Source organism: Pseudomonas sp. 8 R 14, assembly GCF_900005955.1.
Lineage (GTDB): Bacteria > Pseudomonadota > Gammaproteobacteria > Pseudomonadales > Pseudomonadaceae > Aquipseudomonas > Aquipseudomonas marginalis.
Genome location: NZ_CVTH01000088.1, coordinates 27,033 through 27,281 on the forward strand (window position 1 = coordinate 27,033; position 249 = coordinate 27,281).

The window sequence follows — 249 nt, forward strand, 5'->3', positions numbered from 1 at the left end:
GGCAGGAGCCTGTCGATGATGTGCCCGTTTCAGGGAAGAACCCGAACGGGGATGCGGCGGCCCCTTCGGATAAGACCGTCACCAACGGCTGCCCGGTGTCGATGGTGACCGGCGAGGAATTGCTCACCCTCACCGATGGCACGTTGGATGGGATTTTGCCGTTCGAGTGGACACGGTTATATCGCACCAGTGCGGTGGAAGTGGATGTCGGGTTGGGGTTTGGCTGGAGTCATTCGCTGGCGCATCGGC

General features: G+C 61.4%; 1 protein-coding gene. It reads left to right on the top strand.

The window, feature by feature from the left end; translation table 11 throughout:
* Positions 1–249, top strand: a 249-nt coding sequence (locus BFQ01_RS33110) for a DUF6531 domain-containing protein (protein WP_256097791.1), incomplete at both ends; no start/stop codon positions are given.